Origin of the sequence: Streptomyces sp. NPDC048606 (genome assembly GCF_040650855.1) — a bacterium.
GTDB lineage: Bacteria > Actinomycetota > Actinomycetes > Streptomycetales > Streptomycetaceae > Streptomyces.
Map to the genome: position 1 here is coordinate 219,632 of NZ_JBEZIB010000008.1, position 26,652 is coordinate 246,283.

The 26,652-nt window shown below is 73.0% G+C and carries 19 protein-coding genes and 1 tRNA gene; 13 read left to right on the forward strand and 7 right to left on the reverse strand.

Translation table 11 applies throughout. From position 1 onward, the window contains the following. Window positions 1-211 precede the first annotated feature (211 nt). Window positions 212-2,431 (forward strand): NADP-dependent isocitrate dehydrogenase, encoded by a 2,220-nt coding sequence (locus AB0D01_RS11650; RefSeq protein ID WP_363054926.1) that lies wholly within the window; start codon window positions 212-214, stop codon window positions 2,429-2,431. Between the two features lie 115 nt (window positions 2,432-2,546). On the opposite strand, the gene AB0D01_RS11655 is transcribed toward AB0D01_RS11650, so the two are convergent. The 3 genes from AB0D01_RS11655 to AB0D01_RS11665 all read right to left on the reverse strand — a co-directional run bounded on the left by AB0D01_RS11655 (window position 2,547) and on the right by AB0D01_RS11665 (window position 5,671). Then, window positions 2,547-3,485: a formylglycine-generating enzyme family protein gene (locus tag AB0D01_RS11655; protein WP_363054927.1), complete on the reverse strand. Its 939-nt coding sequence runs from the start codon at window positions 3,483-3,485 to the stop codon at window positions 2,547-2,549. Window positions 3,486-3,525: 40 nt separating this feature from the next. Beyond that, window positions 3,526-4,953, reverse strand: coding sequence for a sulfatase (locus AB0D01_RS11660; RefSeq protein ID WP_363054928.1), 1,428 nt, complete (start codon window positions 4,951-4,953; stop codon window positions 3,526-3,528). Window positions 4,954-5,212: 259 nt separating this feature from the next. Continuing rightward, entirely contained in the window at window positions 5,213-5,671 is a 459-nt protein-coding gene (locus tag AB0D01_RS11665) for a hypothetical protein (RefSeq protein ID WP_363054929.1), read from the reverse strand. Window positions 5,672-5,820: 149 nt separating this feature from the next. On the opposite strand from AB0D01_RS11665, the gene AB0D01_RS11670 reads away from it, so the two are divergent. The 3 genes from AB0D01_RS11670 to AB0D01_RS11680 all read left to right on the forward strand — a co-directional run bounded on the left by AB0D01_RS11670 (window position 5,821) and on the right by AB0D01_RS11680 (window position 9,579). After that, a complete protein-coding gene (locus AB0D01_RS11670) occupies window positions 5,821-6,378 on the forward strand; it encodes a GNAT family N-acetyltransferase (RefSeq protein ID WP_363054930.1) in 558 nt (185 codons plus the stop codon). A gap of 190 nt (window positions 6,379-6,568) precedes the next feature. Continuing rightward, a complete protein-coding gene (locus tag AB0D01_RS11675) occupies window positions 6,569-8,290 on the forward strand; it encodes a glycoside hydrolase family 71 protein (RefSeq protein ID WP_363054931.1) in 1,722 nt (573 codons plus the stop codon). A 146-nt stretch (window positions 8,291-8,436) separates the two neighbouring features. After that, window positions 8,437-9,579: an aminotransferase class V-fold PLP-dependent enzyme gene (locus tag AB0D01_RS11680; protein ID WP_363054932.1), complete on the forward strand. Its 1,143-nt coding sequence runs from the start codon at window positions 8,437-8,439 to the stop codon at window positions 9,577-9,579. Between the two features lie 68 nt (window positions 9,580-9,647). On the opposite strand, the gene cobF is transcribed toward AB0D01_RS11680, so the two are convergent. Continuing rightward, window positions 9,648-10,400: a precorrin-6A synthase (deacetylating) gene (gene cobF / locus AB0D01_RS11685; protein ID WP_363054933.1), complete on the reverse strand. Its 753-nt coding sequence runs from the start codon at window positions 10,398-10,400 to the stop codon at window positions 9,648-9,650. Between the two features lie 18 nt (window positions 10,401-10,418). Between cobF and AB0D01_RS11690 the strand changes: the two genes are divergently transcribed. The 4 genes from AB0D01_RS11690 to AB0D01_RS11705 are packed head-to-tail and all read left to right on the forward strand — an operon-like array spanning window position 10,419 to window position 13,717. Further along, window positions 10,419-11,174, forward strand: a complete 756-nt coding sequence (locus AB0D01_RS11690; RefSeq protein WP_363054934.1) for a (Fe-S)-binding protein — start codon at window positions 10,419-10,421, stop codon at window positions 11,172-11,174. Window positions 11,175-11,191: 17 nt separating this feature from the next. After that, window positions 11,192-12,694, forward strand: coding sequence for a lactate utilization protein B (locus AB0D01_RS11695; RefSeq protein WP_363054970.1), 1,503 nt, complete (start codon window positions 11,192-11,194; stop codon window positions 12,692-12,694). Then, window positions 12,691-13,320, forward strand: coding sequence for an LUD domain-containing protein (locus tag AB0D01_RS11700; RefSeq protein ID WP_363054935.1), 630 nt, complete (start codon window positions 12,691-12,693; stop codon window positions 13,318-13,320). The genes AB0D01_RS11695 and AB0D01_RS11700 overlap by 4 nt, the downstream gene beginning before the upstream one ends. Window positions 13,321-13,324: 4 nt before the next feature. After that, the gene (locus AB0D01_RS11705) at window positions 13,325-13,717 is read left to right on the forward strand and encodes a VOC family protein (RefSeq protein WP_363054936.1); all 393 of its coding nucleotides are present in this window, start codon (window positions 13,325-13,327) and stop codon (window positions 13,715-13,717) included. Here AB0D01_RS11705 and AB0D01_RS11710 read toward each other — a convergent pair. Further along, window positions 13,697-14,203, reverse strand: coding sequence for a DUF309 domain-containing protein (locus tag AB0D01_RS11710; RefSeq protein ID WP_363054937.1), 507 nt, complete (start codon window positions 14,201-14,203; stop codon window positions 13,697-13,699). The two genes, AB0D01_RS11705 and AB0D01_RS11710, sit on opposite strands and share 21 nt — an antisense overlap. Before the next feature lie 108 nt (window positions 14,204-14,311). Between AB0D01_RS11710 and AB0D01_RS11715 the strand changes: the two genes are divergently transcribed. Further along, window positions 14,312-14,385: transfer RNA gene (locus tag AB0D01_RS11715), tRNA-Pro, on the forward strand. Between the two features lie 156 nt (window positions 14,386-14,541). Here the strand turns inward: AB0D01_RS11715 and AB0D01_RS11720 are convergent. Then, window positions 14,542-16,089 carry a fused MFS/spermidine synthase gene (locus AB0D01_RS11720; protein ID WP_363054938.1) on the reverse strand — a complete coding sequence of 516 codons (1,548 nt, stop codon included), beginning with the start codon at window positions 16,087-16,089 and terminating at the stop codon, window positions 14,542-14,544. A gap of 295 nt (window positions 16,090-16,384) precedes the next feature. Here AB0D01_RS11720 and AB0D01_RS11725 point away from each other — a divergent pair, with 295 nt between their 5' ends. Beyond that, window positions 16,385-18,394, forward strand: a complete 2,010-nt coding sequence (locus tag AB0D01_RS11725) for an N-6 DNA methylase (RefSeq protein WP_363054939.1) — start codon at window positions 16,385-16,387, stop codon at window positions 18,392-18,394. 41 nt (window positions 18,395-18,435) lie between these two features. On the opposite strand, the gene AB0D01_RS11730 is transcribed toward AB0D01_RS11725, so the two are convergent. Next, a complete protein-coding gene (locus AB0D01_RS11730) occupies window positions 18,436-19,968 on the reverse strand; it encodes a serine/threonine-protein kinase (RefSeq protein ID WP_363054940.1) in 1,533 nt (510 codons plus the stop codon). A gap of 132 nt (window positions 19,969-20,100) precedes the next feature. Here AB0D01_RS11730 and AB0D01_RS11735 point away from each other — a divergent pair, with 132 nt between their 5' ends. Genes AB0D01_RS11735 through AB0D01_RS11745 form a run of 3 tightly spaced genes read left to right on the forward strand, consistent with a single transcriptional unit; the run spans window position 20,101 to window position 26,652 of the window. Then, complete coding sequence (locus AB0D01_RS11735) at window positions 20,101-21,789, forward strand: PD-(D/E)XK nuclease family protein (protein WP_363054941.1); 1,689 nt, start codon at window positions 20,101-20,103, stop codon at window positions 21,787-21,789. Continuing rightward, window positions 21,786-22,964: a hypothetical protein gene (locus AB0D01_RS11740; protein ID WP_363054942.1), complete on the forward strand. Its 1,179-nt coding sequence runs from the start codon at window positions 21,786-21,788 to the stop codon at window positions 22,962-22,964. Before AB0D01_RS11735 ends, AB0D01_RS11740 begins: the two co-directional genes overlap by 4 nt. After that, entirely contained in the window at window positions 22,957-26,652 is a 3,696-nt protein-coding gene (locus tag AB0D01_RS11745; RefSeq protein ID WP_363054943.1) for a hypothetical protein, read from the forward strand. Before AB0D01_RS11740 ends, AB0D01_RS11745 begins: the two co-directional genes overlap by 8 nt.

The window sequence follows — 26,652 nt, forward strand, 5'->3', positions numbered from 1 at the left end:
GCACCACCCACGACGGCGCCGCTCCACGACCCACCGGGTCGCGGGCGGCGCCGTCGCCGCCGTACGCCCGGACGGGTCGCGCCGCCGCCGGGGTGACACGCGTCTCGTCCGTCTTGCGGCAGGGGGCTGTCCAGAGCGGCCCGATCACGAGATATCTTGATGTCGAGCAATGTTGCAGACGAGAGACGCAGACTGTGGAGCGGAGCATCCGGTGACTGACTCGACCATCATCTACACGCACACTGACGAGGCCCCGGCCCTCGCGACGTATTCCTTCCTGCCTGTGATCCAGGCCTACGCGTCGACGGCCGGTGTGAATGTCGAGACCCGTGACATCTCCCTGGCCGGTCGGATCATCGCCAGCTTCCCCGAGCACCTGGAAGAGGGCCAGCGCATCGCCGACGCCCTCGCCGAGCTGGGCGAACTGGCGAAGACCCCGGAAGCCAACATCATCAAGCTTCCGAACATCTCGGCCTCGATCCCGCAGCTGAAGGCCGCGATCGCCGAGCTCCAGGGCCAGGGCTACGCCCTCCCGGACTACCCGGACGACCCGAAGACCGACGAGGAGCGCGAGATCCGCTCCCGCTACGACAAGGTCAAGGGCAGCGCCGTCAACCCGGTCCTGCGCGAGGGCAACTCCGACCGCCGCGCGCCCGGCTCGGTCAAGAACTACGCCAAGGCCCACCCGCACCGCATGGGCGCCTGGTCCTCCGAGTCGAAGACAAACGTCGCCACCATGGGCGAGCACGACTTCCGCTCCACCGAGAAGTCCACCGTGATCGCCGAGGCCGGCACGCTGCGCATCGAGCACGTCGACGCCGACGGCACCACCACCGTGCTCCGCGAGTCCGTACCGGTCCTCGCCGGTGAGGTCGTGGACGCGTCCGTCATGCACGTCGACGCCCTGCGCACCTTCCTGAACGACCAGATCGCCCGCGCCAAGGCCGAGGACGTCCTGTTCTCCGTGCACCTCAAGGCCACGATGATGAAGGTCTCCGACCCGATCGTCTTCGGCCACGTGGTCCGCGCGTTCCTCCCGAACACCTTCGCCCGCTACGGCGCCACCCTCGCCGCCGCCGGTCTGTCCCCCAACGACGGCCTCGGCACCATCCTGAACGGTCTGGGCGCCCTGCCCGACGGCGACGCGATCAAGGCCTCGATCGACGCCGAGATCGCCGAGGGCCCCGCCCTCGCGATGGTCGACTCCGACAAGGGCATCACCAACCTGCACGTCCCCTCGGACGTCATCGTCGACGCCTCCATGCCGGCCATGATCCGCACCTCCGGCCACATGTGGGGCCCGGACGGCGCCGAGGCCGACACCCTCGCCGTCCTCCCGGACAGCAGCTACGCCGGCGTCTACCAGGTCGTCGTCGACGACTGCCGTGCCCACGGCGCCTTCGACCCGGCCACGATGGGCTCGGTGCCGAACGTCGGCCTCATGGCGCAGAAGGCCGAGGAGTACGGCAGCCACGACAAGACCTTCGAGATCGCCTCGGCGGGCACCGTCCGCCTCGTCGACGCCTCGGGCGCGGTCGTGCTGGAGCAGGAGGTCGCCGCCGGCGACATCTTCCGCGCCTGCCAGACCAAGGACCTCCCGATCCAGGACTGGGTCAAGCTCGCCGTCACCCGCGCCCGCGCCACCGGCGCCCCGGCCGTGTTCTGGCTCGACGAGACCCGTGCCCACGACCAGCAGCTGATCGCCAAGGTCAAGACGTACCTGGCCGACCACGACACCGACGGTCTGACCATCGAGATCCTCTCGCCGGTCGAGGCCACGGCGTACTCCCTGGAGCGCATCCGCCGCGGCGAGGACACCATCTCCGTCACCGGCAACGTGCTGCGCGACTACCTGACCGACCTCTTCCCGATCCTGGAGCTGGGCACCAGCGCCAAGATGCTGTCGGTCGTCCCGCTGATGGCCGGCGGCGGCCTCTTCGAGACGGGCGCGGGCGGCTCGGCCCCCAAGCACGTGCAGCAGCTCGTCAAGGAGAACTACCTCCGCTGGGACAGCCTCGGCGAGTTCTTCGCCCTGGCGGCCAGCTTCGAGCACCTCGCCACCACCACCGGCAACGCCCGCGCCCAGGTGCTGGCCGACACCCTGGACCGCGCGACCGGCACCTTCCTCAACGAGGACAAGTCGCCGACCCGTCGCATCGGCGGCATCGACAACCGCGGCAGCCACTTCTACCTGGGCCTGTACTGGGCGCAGGAGCTGTCCCGCCAGATCGACGACCCGAAGCTCGCGGCCGCCTTCGAGCCGCTGGCCAAGACGCTCGCCGAGTCCGAGCAGAAGATCGTCGACGAGCTGAACGCCGTCCAGGGCTCCCCGGCCGAGATCGGCGGCTACTACCAGCCCGACCCGGCCAAGGCCGCGACCGTGATGCGTCCCTCCGCGACGTGGAACGAAGCGCTGCGACTCCTGGGCTGATCCCGCCCGGGTCCCGACGGGGACCCGCGCGACCCGCTCCGCCCCGGCCGGCCTCGTGCCCGGCCGGGGCGGACCCGTATCCGCGTACGGGCCCGTGCGGGCACAGGGGTACGGCTCAGCGGGCGAGGGGGTCCGCCGCCACCCGGAAGCCGATGTTGCCCGAGGAGCTGTCGGGGGTGTTGCGCGTACGGGCCGCGACCCGGTAGCGGTTGCAGTACGAGTCGTGGCACATGTGCGAGCCGCCGCGCATCGAGCGCTGCGGACCGGCCGGGTCGAACCGGTCGGCGCACCACTCCCACACGTTGCCCACCGCGTTGTACAACCCGTACCCGTTGGGCCGGAAGGACTTCGCCGGGGCCGTGCCCCGGTAGCCGTCCGCCAGGCTGTTGTGGGTGGGGAAGTCCCCGTTCCAGATGTTGCACATGTACCGGCCGCCGGGGCGCAGTTCGTCGCCCCACGGGTAGCGGCGCTGTTCCAGCCCGCCGCGGGCCGCGTACTCCCACTCGGCCTCCGTGGGCAGCCGCGTCCCCGACCAGGCGCAGTAGGCCCGGGCGTCGTTCCAGGACACGTGGACCACGGGGTGGTCCTGCCGGTCGGCGAAGGAGGAGCCGGGCCCTTCGGGCCGGCGCCAGTCGGCCCCGGAGACCGCCCGCCACCACGGGGTGCCGGCCACCGCCGGGGAGACGGCGGCGAGCCGGTCGTCGAGGAAGCCCTCGAAGACGAAGCTGAACCCGAACGACTCCGCCTCCGTGACGTGCCCGGTGGCCTTCACGAAGGAGGCGAACCGGGCGTTGGTGACGGTGGTCGGGGCGACACGGAACGCCCCGACCACCACTTCCCGGATCGGACCCTCCCCGTCCGCCACGAACCCGTCCGCGTCCTGCGTCCCCATCAGGAACCGGCCGCCCGGAAGCTCCAGGAGGTCGCGCACCGCCCGCCGGACGGCCTGGTCCACCTCCGCGGGCCCGTCGGGCGCCTGGGCCGTCGGCGTGGCGGCCGACACGGACACGGACACGGGCTCGCGGGCGGGGGTGCAGCAGGGCTTCGGCGGCATCGTCTTCTCCTCGGGGCGGCCGGCGGGGTCGAGCGGGGGCTCAGCCGGTCCGGTCGGCGGCCAGTCGGGCGGCCAGCGCCGGGATCCCGAGGGCCTGCTCCTGGGCCGGCGTGGCCTGGTACAGCAGGTTCCGCAGCTGGTGCGGGTCGGCGGCCAGGTCGTAGTACTCGCGGAAGGTCACCTGGCCGGTGCCGGACACCGCCCCCGTCGCGTCCGTGTGCAGGTCGTAGTACTCCGTGTACTGCTTGTCCTTCGCCACGTACGAGGCCCAGGTCCTGGGCCCGGTACCGCCCGCGCCCTGCTTCCACCACTGCACCAGCAGGTGGTCGCGGGAGGCGGGGCCGAGCAGCGAGTGCCCGTCCAGCCCCGCGGGCGCGGGGATGCCGGCGGCGTCGAGGATGGTCGGGGCGATGTCGATGTTCGCGACGATCCGCCCGTCGGTGGTGCCGCCGCCGAAGCCGCCGGCCGGCCAGGACAGGTAGAACGGCACCTCGTGGGCGGGGGAGTAGGGCACCGACTTCTTCAGCCAGCCGTGGTCGGCCCAGGTGTAGCCGTTGTCCCCGGTGAAGACGACGAGGGTGTTCTCCAGCTGGCCCAGCGCCGCGAGCCGGTCGCGGATCGCCCGGACGGCGTCGTCGACGGAGCGCAGGCTGCGCAGTTGCCGCGTCCGCAGCTCCTGGGCGTCGGCGAGCGTGGACGTCGCCTCGCGGATGTACGGGGGCTTGTCCGAGCGGTCGGCCTCCGGGACGGACGGGCGGCCGTTCCACGGCGGGACGGGCGTGTCGGAGTACTTGGGGGCCGGCACGTTCGGCTCGTGCGAGGCGTAGGGGGTGACGTAGGCGAACCACGGACGGGTGTCGGTGGTCGACTTGTCGAGGAAGGCCAGCGTCCTGTTCTTGATGACGTTGGTGGTGTAGCCGGGGAGTTCCTGCACCGTGCCGTCGATGTTCCAGCGGGCCGCGTTGAACGCGGGCTGGAGCAGCGCCCACTCCTCGAAGTGCGGCGGATTGTCCGCCAGCGGCCAGGAGTTGAGGTACTTGCCGAACAGTCCGGTGCGGTAGCCGGCGTCGCGCAGCCGGCGCTGGACGGTCGTGGACTGGTCGAGGCCGCGGGAGGCGGCGTTGTTGCGCACGCCGTGGTGGTGCGCGTGCCGGCCGGTGAGGATCGACGAGCGCGACGGCGCGCACAGCGGGGTCGCGGCGTGCCCGTGGGTGAAGGTGACCCCGTTGCCGCCGAGCCAGTCGACGGTCTGGGAAATGGCCCAGTCCGTGTGCTTCGGGTGGTCGTCGGTGACGATCAACAGGATGTTGGGTCGTGCGGCGGCCGGGGAGGGGCCCGCGGCCGCGGCCGAGCGGGCCAGGGCCGGAGTGGCGGCGGCGGCCGCGACCGCCGCCGCGCCGGTGAGGAATCCGCGTCGACCGACGGCGGTGGTGCGGGACGTTCCGGACGTGCGGGGTTGCTCGCTCACGGGAGTCTCCTACGCGCGGGGAAGGGGCGTACGCACCGGGCTCGCGAACGACCCGATCCGTCCGATCCGACGGCCGGCGGCGAACCCGCAGGTCAGACCCTAGGATCCGGACCCCCGTCACTCAATGACCCCCGCATGGCAGTGCCGTGGCGTTGCCGTGGCGGCGCTGTGGCCGTGGCGTTGCCGCGCCGTGGCACGCGTGTGGCCGGGCCCGCGGTCGGCCGGTCGGCGCGTTCGCGGACCCGGTCGGCGCGGTCGCTCAGAGGTGGTGCACCCGGCCCTGGCCCACGGCGAGCGGCTGCCGCCCGGCGGCCAGGATGCGCAGGCCGGGGGCGACGGCGAGCAGCGCGCGCAGCCAGTCCAGCGCGACGGGGTTCAAGCGGTCGCTGTCGTCGAGGACGAGCAGCATGTCCCGTTCGGCGAGCCACGAGGCGGCGTTCGCGGTCCCGCAGGGCAGGAAGGGCATTCCGGGTACGCAGCCCAGCGCGGACACCAACTCCCCGACGCTGCCCTCCCGTCCGACCGAGACCACGGCCGTGCCGTCGCAGAAGTTGGACGCGAGGCGCCGCGCCACGTCGCGGACGAGCGTGCTGCGCGGCTCCTGGGACCGGCCGGTGACGGTCAGGACCCGGCCCCGCCGCACGGCGGTGAGCAGGGCGGACAGCTCGGTGGACGTGGCAGGCAGTGTTCCGCTCGTTCGGTGGTCCCTCATCATCACGATGCCCCCCATTGCATGCGTGACCGGCGCGGCAACAGGGATGATTCGAGCCGCGTGACGACGATTATGCGCCAATTCCACCGCATCACCAGGGGAATGTCGTATTCCGTCACCGGGTCCCGGACGCCGCCCCGTGTTTTCCTTCGGGGGTGAACATCGAGAGCTCCAGAGTGCCCCACGAGAGGCCGATCCGCAGCCTGCGGCGCAGGACCGACGACGACCTCGCCACGTGCGCACGGCTCCTCGCGGAAGTCCACGCCCATGACGGCTACCCCGTCAACTGGCCCGAGAATCCCGCCGCTTGGCTGGCCGGCGATCCCGTGCTCGGCTCCTGGGTGGCCGAACTCGACGGCCGCCCGGTGGGACACGTCGGTCTGTCGCGCTGCGGCGAGGGAGACGCGGCCCCGCTGCTGTGGAGCGCGCGCGGCGGCGCCGGGTCCGGGCGGACGCCCGACCGTACGGCCGTCGTCGGCCGGCTGTTCGTCGCCCCGGCGGCGAGGGGGCACGGGATCGGCGCCCTGCTGATCGCCCGGGCGGTGGAGGAGGCCCGCCGCCGCGCGTTGCACGCGGTGCTCGACGTCGTCGCCTCCGACACCGCGGCGACGGCCCTGTACGAGCGGCTGGGCTGGGAGTTGCTGGACACCGTCGAGCAGCGGTGGGGGCCGCGCCAGGTGGTCTCCGTACGGTGTTACGCGGCGCCCGCGTGAACCCGCGCCGGGCGTGACCGGGGGCGGGCCGGCGGCGGGGCGGGGCAGGCCCGGGGACGGGGGGCAGCCGCGGTGCCCGTGGCCCGCGCGGCGCGGCCCGGGCCGCGGGGGACGGTTGTCCGGACGTCGGGCATGCGCTCTACTGCCGTTGGACCCCGGGAGCGGGGCGGACGTCGGCGGAGGGGCCACGATGACAGCGGACCGGCAGCAGCGGCGCCCGGCGGCGCGGGACGGCGCACGGGCCGCGCGCGCCTCGCACCGAAGGCCCCGACACCGGGGCCCCCGCGCCCTGTTGGCCTTCCTCCTGGCCGCGTTCCTCCTCGTCGGGATCGGAGCCGCGGCCGGCATCGCCTGGAACGCCGACCCGACGGGGTCCCGACCCGAGAGGGCCGGGCGCGACACGGGTCCCCCCGGCGCCCGCACCCCCACCCCCACGGGAGCCGCGCCCGCCACCCCGGCCCCCGAACCCCCACCGCCGACCCCCTCCGCCTCGGCCTCCCCCTCCGGACCGGCCCCGACGGACGGCCCGCCCGGCCACGCCGCCACCCCGGCCCTGCCCTTCGACCTGCCCTCCCCGGCCGCGCTGCGCTCGGGCGCGGCCGCCGGGAAACTGGTCTTCGCCCACTACTTCACCCCGTACCCGCTCTCCCTGGACAACGCCGCCGCCGACGTCGACTACTACACCCGCAACTACCTCCGACCGGCCGGGGAGAACGGCCGCCACCTCGGCTACGGCGGCCTGCTGCGCGACCGCCCGCCGCCGGTGGCGCCCGGGACGGGCGACTGGGAGTACGCCAACCTCCTGCGGGAGGTCCGCACCGCCCGCGCCGCCGGCCTCGACGGTTTCACCCTCGACCTGCTGTCCCTCTCCGGGAAGAACTGGGAGCGCTCCACCGCGCTGCTGCGGGCGGCCCACGCGGTCGACCCCGGCTTCAAGATCATGCTGATGCCGGACATGACCTCCCTGGACACGGACGATCCGGCCGTGCTCGCGGACGCCCTCGCCACCCTCGCCGCTTCCCCCGCGGCCCACCGGCTCGGCGACGGACGCCTCGTCGTCTCCCCCTTCAAGGCCGAGGCGAAGGACGTCGGATGGTGGGAACGGGTCCTCGACCGCCTGGCCTCCCGGCACGGCGTGCGCACCGCCTTCGTGCCGCTGTTCCTCGACTTCGCGGCCCACGGCACGGCCTTCGCCCCCATCAGCCACGGGTTCTCCGAGTGGGGCAGCCGCAGCCACGTCGGCCAGGAGGGCGCCACCGAGGACGTCCGCCGGGCCCACGCCCTCGGCAAGATCTGGATGCAGCCGGTGTCCGTCCAGGACGCCCGCCCCAACCAGGGCGTCTACGACGAGGCGGGCAACACCGCCACCCTGCGGTCCACCTGGACGCACGCCATCGAGGACGGCGCCGACTGGGTCCAACTGACCACCTGGAACGACTACTCCGAGGGCAGCCACATCGCCCCGTCCCTGCACAACGGCTCGACGTACCTGGACCTGACCTCCTACTACCTGACCCGCTTCAAGACGGGCAGCTGGCCCGAGATCGTCCGCGACACCCTCTACCTCACCTCCCGCACCCAGTTCACGGGCGCCGCCCCGACCGCCCCCGGGCAGACGCGGCTGATGTCCCTGCGCAAGGGCAGCGCCGCCGCCCGGGACACCGTGGAGGTGCTCAGCTTCCTCACGGCCTCCGGCACCGTCCGCACCACCGTCGGCGCCGCGAAGGCCGCGCACGAGACCCCGGCCGGGGTCCACGCCCGACTGCTCCCGCTCGCGCCGGGCACCAGCTCGGCCCGGCTGGCGCGCGAAGGCTCCGAGGAGGTGCGGGTGGAACTGCCCTACCCCGTCGAGCGCACGCCCGACGTCCAAGACCTCCAGTACTACGCGGCCACCAGCGGCCGGAAACCCTAGGGCCCGTCGTCGATCAGGCGCAGGCGTCGATCAGGCGCAGGCCAATGCGTGCGAAGTGGTCCTTCCGCGCGCGCCCCGCCCCCGGCATGATCCCGATGCCGCACCCACCGCCCGGTGCGTCACCGACCGTCCCCGGAGGTACCCCCGTGACCCAGCCGCCCGCCCCGCCCGTCTTCCCGGGCGGTCCCGGCCTCTTCGCGCTGGACCCCGCCATCGCCCACCTCAACCACGGCTCCTACGGGGCGGTCCCCCTCCCCGTCCGGCAGGCCCAGGAAGCCCTGCGCGACCGGGCCCACGCCGACCCCGACTCCTTCTTCAACGGCGCCGCCGACCGGCTGGCCGCCACCCGTACCCGCGTCGCCGCGCACCTGCACACGGACCCCGACGGGCTCTCGTTCATCACCAACGCCACCGAGGGGGCCAACCTCGCCCTCGACGCGATCCCCCTCGCCGACGGTGACGAGATCCTCGTCACCGACCACGGCTACGGCACCGTCGTCGACGCCGCCGCCCGCCGCGCCCCCCTCAACACCGTCGCCCTCGACCCGCGCCTGCCCGACGAGGACGCCGTCCGCGAGACCGTCCTCGCCGCCCTCACCCCCCGGACGAAGGTGGCCCTGCTCGACCACGTCAGCTCGCCCACCGCCCGACTGATCGCCACGCCCCGACTGATCGCCGACCTCTCCGCCCGCGGGGTGACGACCGTCGTCGACGGCGCCCACACCCCCGGCATGCTCGACCGGCCGATCGCCCCCGGGGCCGACTTCTGGTTCGGCAACCTCCACAAGTGGGCCTACGCCCCCGCCGGCACCGCCCTGCTGCACGTGGCCCCCTCCCACCGGACCCGCGTACGCGCCCAGTCCCCGTCCTGGGAGGACCACCACGGCTTCCCGCGCGCCGTCGAGTTCCGCGCGACCGTCGACTACACCGGCTGGCTCGCTGCCCCCGAGGGCCTCGACCTGCTGGAGCGCCTCGACGCCGAGAAGGTCCGCGCCCACAACAGCGCCCTGGCCGCCTACGGAGCCGAGCTGCTCGCCGGACTGCCCGGCGTCGAACTCCTGCCGCACACCCCGGGCCTGCCCCTGCGCGCCCTGCTGCTGCCGCCGGGGATCGCCGAGACCCGGGACCAGGCCGTCGCCCTGCGCGAGGAGATCGCCGCCCGCCACCGGATCCGGGTCCTGATCTGGCCCCGGCCGGGCGGCGGCGGCATCCGGATCTGCGGCCAGATCTACAACCGGCCCGAGGAGTACGAGCGGCTCGTCGCCGTCCTGCCCGAGTTCCTGGGCTGACGGGCGCGGGGGCGGGGGCGGGCGCGGGGCCGGCCGTAGCCGACCCCGTCCGCGCCGGACGGCGTGCCTCAGTGGCGTCGCAGCAGGTACGTGTCCATGATCCAGCCCTTGCGGGCCCGCGCCTCGGTCCGCAGCTCCTCGATGCGCCCGGCCACGTCCGCCAGCTTCCCCGAGACCAGGATCTCGTCCGGCGTGCCGACGTAGGCGCCCCAGTAGATGTGCAGGTCCTGGTCGAGGTGGGCCGTGAAGGCGTGCCGCGCGTCCAGCATCACCACCACGTCGTCCACGTCCTGCGGCCAGCCCTCCGCGAGCCGTCGGCCCGTGGTGATCTGCACCGGCCGGCCCACCCGGTTCAGGTTGACCCGGTGCCGGGCCAGCAGCGCCGAGACGCTGCTGATCCCCGGCACCACCTCGTGCTCGAACGCCACCCGCCCGTGCTCCAGCACCTCGTCGAGGATCGCGAGCGTGGAGTCGTAGAGCGAGGGGTCCCCCCACACCAGGAAGGCCCCGGTCTCGCCCTCCGCCAGGTCCTCGGCGATGAACCGCTCGAAGATCTCGGCCCGCGCGCTGCGCCAGCCGTCCACCGTCGGGGTGTAGTCCGCCGGGGTGCGGTCCCGGTCCGGGTCGCGGCCCTCCACCAGCCGGTGCCCCGGACGGGCGTGTGCGTCGAGCATGGCCCGCCGCAGCCCCGTCAGGTCCGACTTCTCCTCCCCCTTCTCCAGGATGAGGAACGCGTCCGCCGCGCCGATCGCCCGCACCGCCTGGAGGGTCAGGTGTTCCGGGTCGCCCGCGCCTATGCCGATCACTGAGAACTTCTTCACCCGGCTATTGTGCCCATCATGCGTGTCGCCCTGTTCGTCACCTGCGTCAACGACGCGTTGTACCCCGCCACCGGCATCGCCGTCGTACGCCTCCTGGAGCGGCTCGGCGTCGAGGTGGACTTCCCCGCCGCCCAGAGCTGCTGCGGCCAGCCCCAGTACAACACCGGCTACCGCCGCGAGAGCGAACCGCTGCTGCTGCGCACCGCCGGGGCCTTCGCCGGCCACGACCACGTGGTCACCCCCTCCGCCTCCTGCGCCGCGATGATCCGCGAGCACTACCCGCGCATCGGTCGCAAGGCCGCCGAGGAGGGGCGCGGCACCCTCCTGGAGGAGAGCGCGCGGGACCTCGTACCGCGCGTGTACGAGCTCACCGAGTTCCTCGTCGACGTCCTCGGTGTCACCGACGTCGGCGCCTTCTTCCCGCACACCGTCACCTACCACCCCTCCTGCCACGGCCTGCGCTCCCTCGGGCTCGGCGAGCGCCCGCGCCGGCTGCTGGCCGCCGTCAAGGGGCTGGACCTGGTCGAGCTGCCCGGCGCCGAGGAATGCTGCGGCTTCGGCGGCACCTTCGCCCTGAAGAACCCGGACGTGTCGACCGCCATGGGAACCGACAAACTGCGCAACGCCCTGGAAACCGGGGCGGACGTCCTCTGCGGCGCCGACAACTCCTGCCTCACCCACCTCGACGGCCTCCTGCGCCGCGCCGACGCCCCGCTGCGCACCCTGCACCTCGCCGAGATCCTGGCCTCCACCGAGGAGGACCCCCTCCGATGACCGCGGTCCCCCTCGGCATGCCCGGCTTCCCGCCCAGACCGGGATCACCGGCCTTCCCTCCCTTCCCGGAGGCGGCCCGCGAGGCCGTACGGGACGACGTCCTGCGCTCCAACCTCCGCCACGCCACCCACACCATCCGCGACAAGCGCGCCCGCGCCGTCACCGAACTCTCCGACTGGGACCGGCTCCGCGCGGCCGGCAAGGCCGTCAAGGACGCCACCCTCGCCCGCCTCGACGAACACCTGCTGCGCCTGGAGGCCTCCGTCACCGCCGCCGGCGGCACCGTCCACTGGGCCGCCGACGCCGACGAGGCCAACCGGATCGTCACCGACCTGGTCCGCGCCACGGGGGAGCGGGAGGTCGTCAAGGTCAAGTCCATGGCCACCCAGGAGATCGGCCTCAACGAGGCCCTCGAAGCCGCCGGCATCGCCGCCTACGAGACCGACCTCGCCGAACTGATCGTCCAGTTGGGCCACGACCGCCCCTCGCACATCCTGGTCCCCGCCATCCACCGCAACCGCGCCGAGATCCGCGAGATCTTCACCCGCGAGATGGGCGCCTGGGGCCGCCCCGCACCCGCCGACCTCGACGACAGCCCGCCCGCCCTCGCCGAGGCCGCCCGCCTCCACCTGCGGGAGAAGTTCCTGCGCGCCAAGGTCGCCGTCTCCGGCGCCAACTTCATGGTCGCCGAGACCGGCACCATGGTCGTCCTCGAATCCGAGGGCAACGGCCGGATGTGCCTGACCCTCCCCGAGACCCTGATCACCGTCGTCGGCATCGAGAAGGTCGTCCCCACCTTCCGCGACCTGGAGGTCTTCCTCCAGACCCTGCCGCGCTCCTCCACCGCCGAGCGGATGAACCCGTACACCACGATGTGGACCGGGCTCGGACCGTCGAAGGGCGCGGACGGCGACGGCCCCTCCGCCTTCCACCTCGTCCTCCTCGACAACGGCCGCACCGACACCCTCGCCGACCGGGTCGGCCGACAGGCCCTGCGCTGCATCCGCTGCTCCGCCTGCCTCAACGTCTGCCCCGTCTACGAACGCGCCGGCGGCCACGCCTACGGCTCCGTCTACCCGGGCCCCATCGGCGCCGTCCTGAGCCCCCAACTCCGCGGCACCGCGAGCGACATCGACGCCACCCTGCCCTACGCCTCCACCCTCTGCGGCGCCTGCTACGAGGTCTGCCCCGTCGCCATCGACATCCCCGAGGTCCTCGTCCACCTGCGCGAGCGCGTGGCCCAGGGCGGCCCCGTGACCCGCGCCGGCGTCCGCGTACGCCTGCGCCCCGCACACGGCCACACCGCCGAACGGGCCGCGATGCGCGCCGCCCGCCTCCTCCTCGACCACCCGGGCGCGCTGCGCGCCGGCGAGCGGCTCCTGGCCCGCGCCCGCCGCCTGCGCCCCCGCCGACTGCCGGGCCCCGGCCGGGCCTGGACCGACACCCGCGACCTGCCCGCCGTACCGGAGCGCTCCTTCCGCGACTGGTGGGCGACGAGGCGACAGGAGGACCCCCGATGAGCGGCAGGGACCGCATCCTGGCCCGGATCCGCCGGGCCCTGCACGACACCCCCGCGCCCGAGGTCCCCCGGGACTACCTGCGCGTGCACGGCACCCGCACCCCGGCCGAGAGCGCCGACCTGCTCGCCGCCCACCTCACCGAGTACCGGGCCGCGGTCCACCGCGTCGACGACACCGGCCTGCCGCTCCTGCTGGCGCGCCTCCTGTCGGGCGCCCGCACCGTCCTCGTCCCGCCTGCCCTGCCCCCGCACTGGCTCGCCGCCACCGGGGCCGCCCCCGTCCCCGACCGGGCGGAGTCCACCCCGTGCGAACTGGACCGGGTCGACGCCGTGGTCACCGGCTGCGCCCTGGCCATCGCCGAGACCGGCACGATCGTCCTCGACGGCGGCCCCGACCAGGGCCGGCGCCGCATCACCCTGATCCCGGACCACCACGTCTGCGTCGTACGCGTCCCCGACCGGCTGGTGGACTCCGTACCGCAGGCCCTCGAACGCCTCGACCCCACCCGCCCGCTGACCTGGATCTCCGGCCCCTCGGCCACCAGCGACATCGAACTCGACCGGGTGGAGGGCGTCCACGGCCCCCGCACCCTGGACGTCGTCCTCCTGCACGCCGACGCACAATAGGGGCATGCCCTCGCACCTCGCCCTGACCGCACTCCTCGTCCACGACTACGACGAGGCCATCGACTTCTACACCCGCGCCCTCGGCTTCGAACTCGCCGAGGACACCGCCCGCCCCGACGGCTCCCGCTGGGTCGTCGTCCGCCCGCCCGGCGCCAAGGAGAGCGCCCTCCTGCTGGCCCGCGCCAAGGGCGAGGCCCAGACCCCCCGGGTCGGCGACCAGACCGGAGGCCGCGTCGGCTTCTTCCTCTACACCGACGACTTCGCCGCCGACCACGCCCGCATGAGCGCCGAGGGCGTCCGCTTCCTGGAGGAACCGCGCCACGAGCCGTACGGCTCCGTCGCCGTCTTCGAGGACCTCTACGGCAACCGCTGGGACCTACTCCAGCCCGCCGCGTAGCCCCGGCGCCTCCCGTACGGCATCGACCGCCGCGCCCCCCTCCACCCGGACCGCCAGCTCCCGGGCCCACAGGACCAGCCCCCGCACGTCGATGCCGTACGGATCACCGCCCGCCCCCGCGCCCGCCCCCGTGCCCGCCCAGGCCTCGATCCCGGCCGCCCCGCGCCGCAGCAACCGCGCCCCACCGATCGGGTTGCCCCGCGCGGCGTGCGTCAACCCCACCGCGAGCTGCGCCAGCCCCCGCCACAGCGCCTCCTCCGCGCGCGGCCGGGACTTCCACGCGTCCTCGAACACCTCGTGCGCGTGGAAGGGCATCCCGGCGTCCAACAACCGCTGGGCCTCCTCCACCGTCGCCGCCGGCGAGCGCACCACCCCCTCGGGCTGCCGCTCCACCCCCGCAGCCCCGTACGGCAACGGCCGCCCCAACCCGTCCCGCGGCCGCGCGCTGCGCGCCCGCCCCTCACCATCGCGATCCCGTCCGTCCACGCGCCCATCCTCGCCTGCGGGGATCACCCGTGCACGCGCACCCCTCGACGTGGGGTAATGTTCTGCATGTGCCCGGCGCGAGGGGGAAACCCCAGGTGGCAGGCACATCGGGACGTGGCGCAGCTTGGTAGCGCACTTGACTGGGGGTCAAGGGGTCGCAGGTTCAAATCCTGTCGTCCCGACTGTGCTTCACGCACGTCGGAGGCCGTTCTCTCATCCGTGAGAGGGCGGCCTTTTCCGTGTCCGGAAACGGTGCGGTCGGGGCCGTCCGCGGTCGTGTCCATCCCGGCGGGCGCGTACGGCGGTTGTCGCCGTCTCCGGGCCCGCCGGGCGGTGTGTCAGTGGGCGTTCGGGCGGCTGTAGGGCGTCAGGAGCTGGTCGACCGGGGCGTGGTCGTCGGTGAGCGGGCGGCCGTCGCCGATCCAGGCGGTGAGGGTGTCGCCGGTGGCGATCCGCCAGCCGGAGCCGCGGGCGTCCAGCTCCCGCTGGGTCGCGGCGGGGTCGAGCGGGCGGTCGGAGGCGAGCAGCACCAGGTTGCCGCCCCGCGGGCGGGAGCTCGGGTCGAGGCCGATGTCAACGGGCGCGCCGACGAGGGCGACGTGCTCGAACGTCTCGGCGAGGGTGGCCGCTTCGGCGCGGGCGAAGGCCAGCTCGCCGTGGTCGATGAGGTTGGCGACGTACAGGCCGTCGTCGGAGAGCACCCGCCGCACGTCGGCCATCGCCTCCGCCGTGGTGAGGTGCCAGGGCACGCTGACGCCACCGAAGGCGTCGCCGACGACGAGGTCGAGGCCGGCGGTGTCCAGGCGTCGCAGGCCGAGCCGGCCGTCCTCCACGCGGACGTCGATGCCGGCCCCGGGCTTCAGCCCCAGTCGGTCGCGGTCGATGCGCACGACCCCGCTGTCGATCTCGGACACCACGCTGCGCGTCCCGGGGCGCGTCGCCGCGAGGTAACGGGGGTAGGTGAGCCCGCCGCCGCCCAGGTGGTGGGCGGCCAGCGCCCTGTCCTTGGGGAAGGCGGCGTCGACCACCGCGGCGATGGCCCGTACGTAGGCGAATTCGAGGGTGGTGGGGTCCTCGACGTCGACGTAGGAGTGTCGGACGCCGTCCAGGAGGAGCGTGCGGCCGCCGTCGCGGTCGGGATCGGCGACGACGCGCGCGCAGTGGTAGCGGGTCTCGGTGTCGCAGGCACCGGGCGCGACCGTGGAGGCCAGCGCGCCGGCGACCACGACGAGGGCGAGGGCGGAGGCGCCCTTCCACCCGGCCTTCCCTCCGCGCGTGCGCCACGCGACCAGCGCCGAGCCGATCACCAGCAGGCTCCCCAGGCCGATGAGGATGCCGCTCACCGGCAGCCGCGAGATGAGGACGAAGCCGGTCAGGACCGTGCCGACGATGGCGCCGACGGTGCCGACGCCGGACAGCCGGCCGACCACCGTCCCGGTCTCGGCCAGGCTGGTCAGGCGCAGCTTGGTGACGAACGGCGTCACCGCCGAGAGCAACGCGCCCGGCACGAGGATGGTCAGGGACGCGATCAGGAAGAGCAGCGCCGGCGCCCACTCCGCGGTGGTCCGCAGTACGGCCGGGGTGAGCGCCACGACCGCCCCCGACAGCCCGAGCGCGGGCCCGATGAGCCGGCGCGGGTCGACCTGGTCGGCGATCCGTCCGCCCATCCACGAGCCGGCGGCGATCGCGGTGAGGGCGATGCCGATGATCATGGTGCTGGTTTCGAGGGTCAGGCCGAGGTACGGGGCGAGGAGTCGCAGGGCGACGATCTCCACCACCAGCACCGCGGCCGACGATCCGAACACGAGCGCCGCGGCGGTACGGGGCCCCAGGCCGCGGCCCGGGGGCGTGCCCTCGGCGACGGGGGAGGAGGACGATGTGGTCACGCGCGCCATCCTCGCACGCACCCAGGCGACGCCCCCCAAACCCGGAGGCCTGCGTGACGACCGAACGTCTTGACGCCTCGGCACGTCATCGCGCTGAGGCGTCAGCGGTCATCCGCACCTCCACACGTGGACACCACTACAGCCCGGTGTCGCCTTGGCCGGATCCGGTTGGCGATGGGTATGTGAGCAGAGTCAAAGCGTGCGATTGAGGGGTGCTGTCGGCCGTCGTCGGGGAGGTAATACTCTGGGCGCGGCGCCCCCACCACTGCAGAATCCGATCTTCGAGGAAGACTTCATGGCCGAGCACGACGAACCGGTGACGTTGACCTTGGCCGGAATCGCACGGCTCGCGGGTGTGGGGCGGGCCGCGGTCAGCAACTGGCGGCGCAGACAGGACGACTTCCCGCCCGCCGTGGGGGGGACCGACGCGAGCCCACAGTTCTCCTTGGACGACGTGGAGGCGTGGCTCATCCGCAAGGGCAAGGTCGACGAGTCATCCGCCGGCTGGGAGCGTCTCTGGCCCAGGATCGAGGACCTCGGGGACAAGGACCGCATGGGCTTGGTCGTGGCAGCGGTCGGTGAGCACCTCGCCGGAGTGGAAGGCCCCGAGGCGGTGGACCTCGCCGGTCTGACGGAGGGGGAACGCGCGCTGGTGCAGGAGGCGTTGCGCCTGGCCTCCCGGGACGACTCGTCCGCCGGCTTCGGAGAGCTGCTGGAGCGCTGGCTCTCCACCCACGTGAGGCAGCTCGTCGTCACTCCGCCGAGCCTCGCCGACACCATGGCGGCGATCGCCGCAGAGTTGCGTGAGGGTGCCGAGACGAGGCATGTGGTGGATCCGGCGTGCGGGTCGGGCGGCCTGCTCTCGGCTGCCGCGCGCCGTTGGGGTTCCCGGTCGGGGCTGCTGCTCACCGGCGTCGAGACCGATCCCGTTCTCGGCGCCCTCGCGCGGGCTCGCCTCGCCCTGGAACTGCGTCGGCCGGGCAGCGAGGTCGTACCGGCGGACACCCTCAGATGTCCTCCCCGCCTGAGGACGCCTGCTGACGTCGTGCTCTGCAACCCGCCGTCGAACGAGCGGGAGTGGGGACACAGCGAGCTCGCCACCGATCAGCGGTGGCAGTACGGGCAGCCGCCACGCACCGAACCCGAACTGGCTTGGGTCCAGCACATCCTCTCCGTGCTCGGCGAAGGAGGCGTGGCCGTCGTGTTGCTGCCGCCGGCGGTCGCTTCACGCCGCGCGGGACGTCGCATCCGGGCCGCGCTGCTGAGGGCCGGTGCCGTGCGGGGCGTCGTCGCACTCCCCGCCGGAGCGGCCTCGCCCTACGGCGTGGGCCTGCACCTTTGGCTCTTGTCGGCTCCCCGGGCCCGGGCCGGGGACCTGCCGGTCGTCTTCGTGGACGCGGCGGATTGCCGCACCACGTCGACTGGTGGTCGGGCGGCGGTGATCGACTGGGAGGTTGTCCGGGAGCGGTGTGCGGCCGTGCTCGCCGGGATCGACGGCGAGCGGACAGCCCGGGTCCCGGTGGTCGATCTGCTCGGCGACGAGACCGACCTGACACCGGCCCGGCAGGTCCGTACCGAGCCCGTGGTCTCGGCCGTCGACCTGCGGCGCATGTGGACGCGGTTCGACGGGGCGACGTTGCGGTTGGGGGACGCGGGAGCCGCGCTGCGGCCGCTCACGGGGAACGGGATGACACAGGAACCGCCGTCGGTGACCGTGGCGGAGCTGGAACGCAGCAAGGCGGTGGTGATCACCCCCGGTGTCGCTCCACCGGCGGACGAAGTGCAGCGAGGACGTCCCCCGGCGGACAACGCCGTGGAACTTCTCTGCGCCCCCCACCCCGCCGCGGACGGCGTGAAGGATCAGGAGTGGCTGGACGCCGACACCGCTCACCGGCTGGAGGGCGAGTCCAGAGCCGTACTCACCGCGTCCGGGGACGTGGTCGTCGTCGTCACCCCTTTCGGGTTCGACGCCTGGGTGGAAACGGACGCCCCCCGTGCCCTCGGTCCCCACCTGTACCGCCTGAGGGGCGTGCCGGACCTGCTGAACCCCTTCTTCCTCGCCGCCTGTCTTCGGGTGCCGGCGAACGCACGGCAGGCGGGTACCCACGCCTCGGTTTCCTCGCGCGTCGACGTACGGCGGCTCAGGGTGCTGCGGCTGCCGCTCGAGGAGCAGCGAGTGCTCGGCGATGTCCATCGTCAACTGGACTCCTTCGAGAAGGGCATCGCCGAGCTGAGCGCGGTGGGCAGGCAGTTGAGCGGGGCGCTCGCCGGGCTGCTGGCCCGTGGGGGCTTGAGTCTGTCCTGAGCCATTCCGGCGTGGACGCGAGCGGAGCCCCGGCCGGAGTCTCAGTGTCCACCGAGCGCGCGCGCCCAGCGGGTGACCGTGTCCGCGTCCGCGTGCCCCGTCTCGACGAGGTCCGTGCCGAGCTCCAGGCAGCGCTCGACCAAGTCCATGGGGGCGGCACGACCCATCACCACGACGGCTCGGCACACTTCCACCCAGGTGGCGAGCACCGTGTGCCCCGAGCCGTCCTCGGAGATCCGGCATTCCGCAGCCCCGAGGCGCGCGGCCAAGGCGGTCGAGAACAGATGGGACTCCGCGGTGACGGCCGAGGTGAGTCGTTCGACCGCCCGGTAGCGAGAGCCGGCCGTCATCGTGTCACCGACGATGCGGGCGCCGTCCGCGCAGGTCAACACAGCCGCCAGAACCTCGTGGTCGTCCTCGTTCCACTTGCGTGCGGCCTGGGCGAGGAGGGTCGCGAGATGGCGGGTGCGCTCCCCGGGGTCGCCCCTGCGCACCTCCTCCGCAGCCGCGATTCGGGTCGTCCGCAGTTCGGTACGGGTCAGTGGTCCCGGTGCCCGCCTCCGCACGGTCGGCCGGGCCGAAGCGCGGAACGACGCCACGGCGGGAAGCGAGGCGGCGGCGATTCCACCTCCTTCCCGGAAGGGCAGGGTGGGGTCGGGCGACAGGAGCGGGGCCGGCGGCAGGTCCCCGACGCGGGGCAGACCGGGGGCGACGACCTCCGCCACCTCCTGCGCGTCCGGCCGCTCCGCCGGGTCCTTGGCGAGCATCCGGGCGACGAGAGCGTCCACCTCCGGGGGGACGCCTTCGGGCACGAGATCGGACAGTCGGGGGGCGGTCTCTTCGCAGTGCTGCCGTTCCAGGGGGTACTCGGCACCGTTGCTCTCGAACACCAGCCGACCGGTGACCAGTTGGAAGAACGTGCACGCCGCTCCGTAGATGTCGGCCGCAGGGCCGGGGTTCCGCTCGCCCTGGATGATCTCGGGTGCCTTGTAGCCGGAACTTCCGGGCGTACGGCCGCCGTCGGTGTGCCGGGTCACGCCCGGGGTGAGAGGAAGGGCGATACCGAAGTCGACCAGGAAGATCTCGCCGTTCTCCGCGAGCCGGATGTTCAGCGGTTTCACGTCGCGGTGCACGACATCGCACGCGTGCACCCTGCCGAGAATCCGCACGAGTTGGTGCAGTACGGAGACAGCGGCCGTGAACGAGGGACGGTTGGTCCTCAGGAACCGGTTGAGGTCCACGCCTTCGATGAACTCGGTGACGAGATAGGGGCGGGGGCCGGTCGTCCTCTGGTCGATGTGTGCGGGCACGCCCTGGCCGCCCAGGCGCAGATGCATGTCGCACTCCCGGCAGAAACGCCGGAGGTCCCCGGGGGTGTGCTTCCGCCGGATCGACACGCCCGCCTCGTTCAGCCCGCTCGGCGCGAGGAACTTCACCGCCACCACGGCAGAGTTCTGCAGATCCACGGCGCGGTAGACCACGCCCATCCCGCCGCCGCTGGGCGCTCCGGAGATCTCGAACCTGTCGTCCAGCAGCCATGGCGATTCGCCCGCCGGTACGTCCTTCGACCGCACGTTTCCTCCTCGGTGCCTGTGCGGTGGCGCACGCGTGCGGTGCGCCTGTTCGGAGCCAAGAGTATAGGTGTGTGGCGATCGACTTCATGAAAAGTGCACTTGACTGTGTTCACAGCATGCAAGACTCTTCTCGTGTCCGACAGTACGGAGTTCGAGGAGTCCGCTGTGCCGATCTGGCAGAAACCGCCCGGCGTGAACGGGGACAGTGCGTTGGTCCGGGTCGGGCTTCCCGTCCTCCGGCAGGAGGACGGGGCGTGTCCCCTCAAGTGGGCGCTGAAGGCACGCCCGAGGGTTCAGTCCGCCACCGACGGGTGGCGTACGTCGCCCGTGGTGGAGTTCTCGTTCGCCGCGTGGGAAGTCCTGGTGGATGCGGTGGAGTTCCCCGACAGGCCGCAGGGCGCCCGAGGCGGTGCGACCGTCACCCCCGCCCACCTCGCCTGGGGGCGGGAAGCCGCGGCCGGTTTCCTGGTCGCCCGTGAACGATTCCTCCGGGACGGGGAATCCGAAGGACTGCCCCGTACGGTCCCCGTCGAGGACCGCTGGGTGGCTGCCAAACCGGGCGACGTGCCGGGGGTCAGGAAGTACGAACTCGAAGTGTGGGGAAGGCAGTACGCCACCCCCGACGGCTCCGTGCGGGAACTCTGGCTCCCGCAGCTCGGCGCCCTGACGCCGACCCGCCCGCTGTCCGAGCTCGCCGCGGCGGCGGGCGCGCTGGCCCACGGGGTCCCGTCCGACACGGGGCGATACAAGGCCGAACGGACCGCGCTGCACCCGGGTGGGCCCGCTCCGGACCGGGTGCGGATCGTCGGCGTCGGACTCGGTGACGGCCGGATCTCCGTCCTGCGCGCCGAGGAGGACGGGGTCGCCGCGGACTGGACGAGCCGGGAAGCGCGGGACATGTTCGACCGCCATGCCGCCCCTCGGGTCGCACCGGCGACCTCGGGTACCGCACGCCGCCCGGGGCAGGACTGTGTGGACTGCAAAGCCCTGTCCTCCTGCCCCTCGGTGAAGCGCGTTCCCGGCCTGCTCGGCGTCCCCGAACGCTCACCGGGCCGCAAGCGTCGTACGGTCTCCATCTCGGACCTGCGGGCCTACCGGGACTGCCCGTCCCGCTACCACCTGACCAGGGTGTTGAGGCTGCGCGAGCTCAAGGCGGAGAGCGAGGCCATCCGGCGTGGCAGGGCGGTGGACGCCTGGCTCAACACCCGCCATGCGGACCCTCGACGGGTGCCGTGCCGGCACATCTCGCTGCCCCGTTCCCTTCCGGGGCTGGCCGCCGGGGAACTCGCTCCCGCGCTCGCCATGCTCGAACGGCACCGCGCCCGGTGCCCCTTCGACAGGATCGGGGCTCAGGACCTCTGTCTGCCGCAGCACCGCGTCACCGTGTACGACCCGGAGGCCGATGTCGTGGTCCTGGCCGATTGTGACCTCGTCTACACGGAAAGGGGCGCAGTGGTGGTCCGCGAGACCAAGACCGGTGCCCGTCGGTACGGAGCCAACGTCGAACTGATGGAGTACCACCCCCAACTCGCCCTGGCAGTGCTGTTCGTGGCGTCCGGCGTGCTGACCGGCGATCCGCGGCGCTCGCGCGTCGAGCTGGAGACGCTCCGCGTGGACGGCTCTGCCGAGGAGGAGCTGGACCCGTTCGACCCGGCCACGGTGGAGCAGGCCCGCGGTGTCGTACGAGGGCTCGCGGCCTCCTGGGCGGCTGCCGTCGAGTACCCCGAGGTGCCGCGCACCGGGTACGACTGCGGGCAGTGCGAGGCGCGCAGGTGGTGCGCCACCGGACGTGCGCGCCGGACCGAGGGGGCGGCACGGTGAGCGGTGCGACCCCCCCGGCCGTGAGGGCGGCCGGGATCGATTCCTGGTCGGCGCATCAGGGGGTGCCGTTGCTGCGGACCCTGGCCCAGGCCCTGTGCGTGCTGGAACGCGCGTCCGGATTGGACCGATTCACTCTGCCCTATCCCGCGGTCGCGCAACACGCCCTCGACCGCACGGCCGTCGCCTGCCTGCTGGCCGGTGAGCGTCCCCCGGCCTCCCTCGGGGAGCTGGTGGCGCGTTGCCAGGAGATCGCACTGGAGGACTGGCCCCTGCGCCTGCCGGAGGGGACGGTCGGCCCCGGTGACCTCCTCCTCGATCCGCGCTCCGGAAGGCCCACGGAGCTGTGCCACGAGTGGGCCGAACGCGGAGCCGATCCGGCCCTCGTCCACCGGGACCGGCAGATCGTGCACGCCGCGCTGACCCTTTGTCGCGGGCACGGCGAGGAGGACGCCTACAGCTCCTTCCGAGGGCTGCTGGTACGGCGTCCCGTCCTCACGGCGGACGAGATGTGGGAGGTGCTCGGAGACATGCTCCTCGAACCCGTCCACGAGCTGATCCGCCTCATCTACCAGCCCGTTCCCCAGTCCTACCTGAGGGACGGGGCGTACGCCGAGTGCGGGCGCTGCCTGACACTGCTGAGTCCGCTCGGCGGCACCGAATGGTGGTGTGAACGCGACCGCTGCCGCAAGACCGGGCGGCCGCCGGTCGGACGGACGCTGGACGCAGAGGAGGCCGGCACCGTCCTCCAACTGGAGCGAGCCCTGAGACAGTTCGTCACCGGCCCCGGCCGGGCGGAAGCCGACCTGGAGAAGGAACTTCGGGACTTGGGCCTGGAAGTGGTGATGTGGCCGGGCTTCGATGCCTACGACCTCCTCGTCACCTTCCCCGACGGTCTGCGCTGGGCCGTCGACGTCAAGGACTGGGCCAGCCCCTACTTCCTGGGCAGGGCGGCGGCGCCGGTCCCGCCGACACCGCCCTACGACGAAGCCTTCTGGGTCGTGCCCCGGCACCGCGTCGACGCGCGCCCCGACTATCCGGAGGTGTTCGCGAAGGCCTGCGCCGATACGCCGAACGCTCCCGACCTGCTCACCGACGTGGACCTCACCCGACGTGCGGCCCGCAGGCTGCGCGCACTGCGTTCCCGTACGACCCCGAAGGAGAACGGCCGTGCGTGACCAGAGCGGATGGCACCACCCGGTGAGCAAACTGGTCAAGCCGGCCCTCCTGGCACAGCCCGGAGTTCCCAAGGGCTTCACCGCCGGCCACTTGTGCCAGGTCGAACTGGGCCTGCGACTACTGGAACGGCTCGATGCGAGCCGGCCGGCGGACGGCGCCTACACCCTGTTCGGCGGATACCCCTTCGCCCGTGCCTCGGGACTCGCGGACGGACCCGGCGCGAGCGTCATGCTCACCGCCGCCCGCCACCTGCTGTGGCCCCTGCGTCGCGGCCACGCGTGGCGCCAGGCGACCGAGGCCTACCGTCTGCTTCCCGCACACCTGCGGGCCTATGAGATCCCCCCGGCCGGTGAAGGGGCCCCGCCACGCCCTCTGCTCCCGGTCGTCGCACCGGGCCGCGTCGACGTCTACGACCGCGCGTTGCGCGGCCTGCCGGACTTCGTACGCCGACCCCTGCCACTGGCCCCGGCCGGCCGCAGCACGTTCAGGGAGCTGCGTCGGGCGTCCTCGGCCACGATCCCGGCGGAACTCACCTTCGACCGACCGCGCGGGCACGACCTGGCCGCCGACCGGGCGGGTCAATCCGCCGCCCTCACCGTCACCCGCGCCGAACTGGATGCCACGGCCTCCTGGATGGACGGAGTCGAAAGCGCGGAGAACGTCGAGCGTCCGGGAGACTGGCGGCGCCGCCTCGCCGAGTTGAGGCTCGCCCCCCGTGACTCCGACGGTCGGGGTTTCACGGACGGCGATGCGATCCGGGTGGACGGCCTGTTCCACCTCGTGGGGATGGTGGGCGCCGGCAAGAGCACTCTCATGACGCTGCTCGCCGTCTGGGCGGCCAGGCTTCCCGTGCCCCTGCGTACCACCCTCGTGGTCGGGGACGTCGCAGAGCAGCTCAGGCTGTGCGCCCTCTTCGCCGCCCTCGGCCTGGAGGCCGTGCCCCTCCTGGGAACGAGCACCCGGGAGACCCACGTGCAAAGGCTGCACCGGCGTCTTGCCTCCCGGGGACTCGACAACCTGCTGGATCACGACGACCGCGGCTTCGACGAGCTGAGCACGGTGTGCGTGATCAGCGGACTGCGCGGGACCGACCACGCGGAGCCGTTGCGGTACGCGGACGCACCGTGCACCGGGCTCGTCCCCGAGCGGCAGCCGCAGGAGGACGACGTCCACCTGCCGGCCGATCCCCTGGCGGCGCTACGAGCCGACCCCGCCTCCCCCTCCGCTCCGGAGGATCGCCGTCCGAGGGGGAAGGGGGAGGACGACGCGCAGGGGCTCCAACACGGCTGCCCCGTCTGGGCCGAGTGCCCCAGGCACGCCACCGCCCGAGCACAGGTGGACGCCCCGATCTGGGTCGCGAACCCGGCGAGCCTCGTGCAGAGCCCCGTACCCGCCCACCTCAACGACGAACGCCTGCGCCAGCTCGAACTGGCCTGTCTGCGCAGCGACATCATCGTGGTCGACGAGGCCGACAGCGTGCAGATGCGCCTCGACCAGCTCTTCGCCCCGACCGCGACCCTCGTCCAGCCGGGACTGGAGTCCTCCTGGCTCGACCGGCTGAACACCCACAAGATCGAGGAGCTCTGTCGCAACGCACGTCTGCCCCTGACCGATCGCCAGGTCCATCTGTGGAACAAGGCATTGGGAAGCGTCTCCGCCGCGGTCGACCCGCTCTGCCGCCAGTTGATCGAGGAGGAGGACCTCCAGGAGTGGATCGACCTGGAGTACTTCAGCCCCTGGACCCTCCAACAAAAGCTGCTCGACGAATGGTTCCGTACGGATCACGCGACCGAGGACCCCGGCGCCCCCGGCGTCGCGCTCGCGGAAGAGGACGAGACGCACCTGTACGAGGGCTATGACGACGTGGGCACCGAGCCCGATCCCGAGGCCGGTGAACCCCTCGCCCCGGATCCACGCAGAGCCGCCGTCGCCTCCGTCCTCGACGCCTTCCGCGACGATCCCTTCGGCGACCGGGACGCGGATCCTTCGGCTCCCCTGGTCGGGCGGCTCGTCAAGGTCGTCCAGGACCTGCTGCACAGCCAGTCGCTCTCCCGAGTCAACGATCGGCTGCGCGAGGCAGCGGAGGAGCTGGTGTCCGACACCCCCTGCCGGAACCGTGTTCCCGGCGGCGGCGTCGGCGAACAGTGGTGGGACACCACCTGCCGCCGGCTCGGCTTCACCCTCCTGCTGAGCGCGCTCCACCAACGGCTGGACCGGCTGACGTTCCTGTGGCCCCAGGTCGAGGCGGCACTCCGGCTGGACGCCGAAGGCAAGGAACTGGCCCGCCGAATTCCGCTCGACTACGCGCCGATCGTTCCCGAGTCCCCCATGGGCAATGTGCTCGGCTTCCAGTACCTTCCCGACGACCAGGACCGCGATGAGATCGGCCGCACCGGGGGCACCCTGCGGTTCTTCCGTTGCACCGGCGTGGGCCGCGAGCTCCTGCTGCGCCTGCACGAACTGGGCTCCGACCCCGCGACCGGCCGCGGTGGGCCCCACGTCATCCTGATGTCCGGTACCAGCTGGGCCGGGGAGTCCACCCGCTCCCATGTCCTCGCACCGGTCGCCGCCGTGCTGAAGCCCTCGAAGGAATCCCTGGAGGCGGTGGCCCGAACCCGGTTCGTCACGCACTTCCTGTACGACGACAAGGGCAGGCCGGTGAGCCTGTCGGGTACCCGCCCCAAGAGCCGGCTCGCCCAGGCAAGGGCGATGGCGTCCAGGTTGGGACGCCCCGGGCTGTCGGGATCGGCCGGCCCGCTGGACCAGGAGCTCGCGAAGGTCGCCGACGACGACCGGCGCCGAGCCCTGCTGTTGGTCGGCAGCTACCGCGAGGCCTACGCCGTGGCGGACACCCTCGACGGCGAGGAGCGGTGGCACGGCAGGGTCAAGGCGCTCGTGCCCGACGACGCCGACCTCGGCGAGGTCCTGCAGGGCACCGGCCTCGCCGGAGACGGGGGACGGGATGCGGCAGCCGCCGCCCTGCGGAGAGGGGAACTGGCCCGGTTCGCCGACGACCCGACAGCGGAAGTACTGGTCGCGCCGCTCCTCGCCGTCGAACGGGGCCACAACATCCTCAACAGTCACGCGAAGGCGGCCTTCGGCACCGCGCTCTTCATGGTGCGCCCGCACCCCCGCCCCGACGACCTGTTGTTGTCGATCTTCGCGGTCAACGACTGGATCACCCGCTTCGTACGTGACGTCCCCCGCGACGACCGGCGCACCGGACCGGCCACTTTCGGTGAGCTCGTCACGCAGGCGGCCTCCCTCGAAGCGGCCGGACAGGCACTGCGGCACGAGGGCCGACAGGAATGGCGCCGCCTCCTGTCCCGCCGCTACGTCTACTCGCACCTCGCGGACTGGGAGAAGCGAGCCTTCGCCTGGGACCAGCTCGTCACCATGTGGCAGGTCATCGGCCGTCTGGTGCGCGGCGGCGTTCCCGCCCGAGTGGTGTTCGTCGACGCGGCCTTCGCGCCGGCCCTCGCCAAGGCGCTCTCTCCCCGTGCCGCCATGGCCGCCCCGCCCCCGGCCGACGGCCTGTTGCGAGCCCTCGGCGTGATCCTCAACCCGTACTTCACCGGTTCCACAGCCGTCGACCCCGCCGAAGCGCAGCTCGCCCGGCTCCTCTACCAGCCGTTCCACAACGCCTTGAGCACCCTCGAAAACCACGGCCGGCCGACGTCCGTCTGA

What these genes read in the sequence shown, in the direction of transcription:
- AB0D01_RS11655 (WP_363054927.1), bottom strand. Translation starts at nt 3,485, where the DNA reads ATGCCGCCGAAGCCCTGCTGCACCCCCGCCCGCGAGCCCGTGTCCGTG.
- AB0D01_RS11675 (WP_363054931.1), top strand. Translation starts at nt 6,569, where the DNA reads ATGACAGCGGACCGGCAGCAGCGGCGCCCGGCGGCGCGGGACGGCGCA.
- AB0D01_RS11690 (WP_363054934.1), top strand. Translation starts at nt 10,419, where the DNA reads ATGCGTGTCGCCCTGTTCGTCACCTGCGTCAACGACGCGTTGTACCCC.
- AB0D01_RS11695 (WP_363054970.1), top strand. Translation starts at nt 11,192, where the DNA reads ATGCCCGGCTTCCCGCCCAGACCGGGATCACCGGCCTTCCCTCCCTTC.
- AB0D01_RS11700 (WP_363054935.1), top strand. Translation starts at nt 12,691, where the DNA reads ATGAGCGGCAGGGACCGCATCCTGGCCCGGATCCGCCGGGCCCTGCAC.
- AB0D01_RS11705 (WP_363054936.1), top strand. Translation starts at nt 13,325, where the DNA reads ATGCCCTCGCACCTCGCCCTGACCGCACTCCTCGTCCACGACTACGAC.
- AB0D01_RS11725 (WP_363054939.1), top strand. Translation starts at nt 16,385, where the DNA reads ATGGCCGAGCACGACGAACCGGTGACGTTGACCTTGGCCGGAATCGCA.